This is a genomic window from Streptomyces soli, assembly GCF_003999195.1.
Taxonomy (GTDB): domain Bacteria; phylum Actinomycetota; class Actinomycetes; order Streptomycetales; family Streptomycetaceae; genus Actinacidiphila; species Actinacidiphila soli.
The window spans coordinates 1-2,637 of the sequence record NZ_RJVR01000412.1; the positions used below are offsets into that span (position 1 = coordinate 1).

The 2,637-nt window shown below is 63.9% G+C and carries 2 protein-coding genes; both read right to left on the reverse strand.

The annotated features are described in order from the left end of the window. Nucleotides 1-11: 11 nt before the first annotated feature. A complete protein-coding gene (locus EFK10_RS46805) occupies nt 12-1,511 on the reverse strand; it encodes an APC family permease (RefSeq protein WP_164836530.1) in 1,500 nt (499 codons plus the stop codon). Nucleotides 1,512-1,603: 92 nt separating this feature from the next. After that, on the reverse strand, nt 1,604-2,539 hold the full coding sequence (locus EFK10_RS46810; RefSeq protein WP_127361699.1) for an acetamidase/formamidase family protein: 936 nt from the start codon (nt 2,537-2,539) through the stop codon (nt 1,604-1,606). Nucleotides 2,540-2,637 lie beyond the last annotated feature (98 nt).

The window sequence follows — 2,637 nt, forward strand, 5'->3', positions numbered from 1 at the left end:
GCCGGGACGCGCTACCCGGCGTCGGTCTCAAGAGTGGTGAGCGAGACCGAGCGCAGGTCCCGCTTCCGCGCCCACCGGACGGCCCATCCGATACCAACGACGGCCCATAGCAAGGAGAACAGGACGATGCTGCCTCCGGTCTTGAACGGCAGGCCCAGTTCAGCGACGAAGAATCCCTGGTAGAGGATGTAGCCGTCGATGATGATGCCGAGGACGGGCACAGCGCCATTGACAAACCAACGGAATTCCGGGCGCTTGTAGCGCAGGTGGTAGACGAGGTTGGCGACGTTGACCCCGAGGTAACAGACCAGCACGAAGAAGACGAAGATCACGCCGAGGTATCCATACCCGTTCGAGGGACCGTCCTGCCACCAGGCGAAGAAGATCAGAGACACGGCGGCGATGAGGATCGTGGCCAGTTCGGCGTTCCAGGGGCCGTGGGTCTTGCTGTCTACTTTGGCCAGTCGGGCCGGACCAAAACCTTCACGGGCCACCGCGTACAGCAACCGGCTTGCCGCGTAGATCGAGGCGCCGAAGCTCGCGATCGCCGCGGTGAAGCCAGTGATCGGCACAAGGATGGCGAGTGCGCCGACGTACTTCTGGGCGATCGGGTATACCGGGGTGACCTGGCCGGCACTGACGTAGGCCTCAACCGTGTGGACCGGCACCGAGATCGCGAAGCCGTATGAGGTGAGCGTCCAGAACAGCCCGGCGATGACCGTGATGAGGATGGTGGCCAGCGGAATCATGCGGCTCGGGGTCTTGGACTCCTCTGCCACCGGTGCGATGCTGTCGACGCCGGCGATCGACATGAACGCGAAGACCAGCGCCAGACCGAGCCCGGAAAACCCGGCCTTGGCGGCGCCGGGATTGAACGGCGCGGCTGAGAAGTGACCGAGCGAGCCGCCGCGAGCGACGATAACGACGGCCACAATCGCGACGAAAGCGGCCTCGAAGAGCATGAGCACCCCGATCATCCGAGCGCCCAACCGGATATTACTGCGAGCCATGTAGGTCGCTACGGCTATGGACAGCAAGCCCCCGCCGTACCCCGTCCAGAGTGACGTATGCACGCCGAAATATTGCAGAAACGCGTTGAAGAAGACCGCGAACGCCAGCGGGTACAGGGCCGCTGAGATGACGTACCCCGTGATCATCATCCAGCCCACCCAGAGCCCAACGCCCGGTCTGGTGCTCTCCCACAGCCAGGTGAAGGCGCTGCCCGCCGAGGGACGCCGCCCGTTCATCACCGCGAAGCTGATCGCGGTCGGGATGATGGCAATGGTGATGAGAAGAAATACCAGGGGCATGACGGGGCCGCCGGCAGCGGATTCGATGAACCCCATGTTGAGATAGATGACCGGCGCGAGCGCGAAGTAGGCAAGGCCGATGAAGGCCACCCGGCGTAGGTTGAGGCTGCCGCCGGCCAGCCGCGTTTCCGGCGGCGACGGCACGGCGGCCGCGCCGGGCGTGGCTCTCTCGGAGACAGTTGGCTCAGGGGGTACACTCACTGGCGTCTTCCTATCGTGAAGATTGTCGATCAGACCCCGTCCGGTGGCGCTGTCAAAGGCAGAGACACCGCCACCGGCAACCGGCACTGGTGTTATCGGGTCTGGAAGATGCTCAGCGGCATTGTCATGCCCACATTCCAGACGCCGGAGTCTACGATTTCGAAGATTTTGAGGTCTCCGGCGGCGCTGCAAAGGATGTAGGCGTCCTCGCGAGTCAGTCCGTGCTCATCGACCAGCCAGTCGATCATGGCTCGGGTCGCCTTCTTCGCACCGGTCATCAGGTCCGGGTCAATGCCCATGGTGGCGTGGTAGCCGGCCGAGTCCTTCGGTGAGACCGCGGCGGGCGGGACCTGGAAACTGGGCGCCTCGGACCGCCGCTTGTGCAGCGTAAACCGGAGCGACGTCTGCATCGGACATTCCACCGCGGTCACGCACACCTCGCCGTCGCCTTGCGCCGCGTGCGGATCGCCACAGGAGAACAGTGCACCGTCGGCGAAGACGGGGAGCCACAGGGTGACGCCGGCGGTGAGATGCCGGTTGTCCATGTTGCCGCCGCCGTGGTGGGGCGGGAAGGGCAACTGCCGAGCAGGCTCGCCAGGATGATTGCCCAGCACCCCGAGGAACGGCGACACCGGAATTTCCACGCCCGGGACGAGAGTCGTGGTCTCGCCCCGGGTCAGGTCGAACGTCCGGACATACCCTTCGGGGAAATCCTCCGGCAGCAGGCCAAGCCCAGGCAGGAACGCCGCCCAACCCCAGTCTCCGGGCTTCAGATCGAGGATTTCGATCTCCAACGTATCGCCGGCTTGCGCCCCGTTGACGAACAGCGGACCGGACAGGTTGTAGATCGTGTCGAAATCAAACTTGCTTTCGGGGTACGTCGCACCAGGCCAAACCTGGCCTTCACCGGCCACCTTGAGGTCGTAGTGCACCACGTCGCCGGAGTTGATCGCCAACGCCGGCTCGAGATCGGCGTCCCACTCGTGATGGATCAAGGTTGGTTCGATAATGTGCTCGCGTGTGGTCATCGGGCTCCGTTCCGCGCTCGTCCGTACACCGACAATCGATGATGGATTAGTACCTGCCGAACTGATATACCAGACCATATGGTGCCTTTATCTCAGCG

Bases quoted from the DNA above. Each gene is read 5' to 3' on its own strand.
- EFK10_RS46810 (WP_127361699.1), bottom strand. From the start codon at position 2,539: ATGACCACACGCGAGCACATTATCGAACCAACCTTGATCCATCACGAG.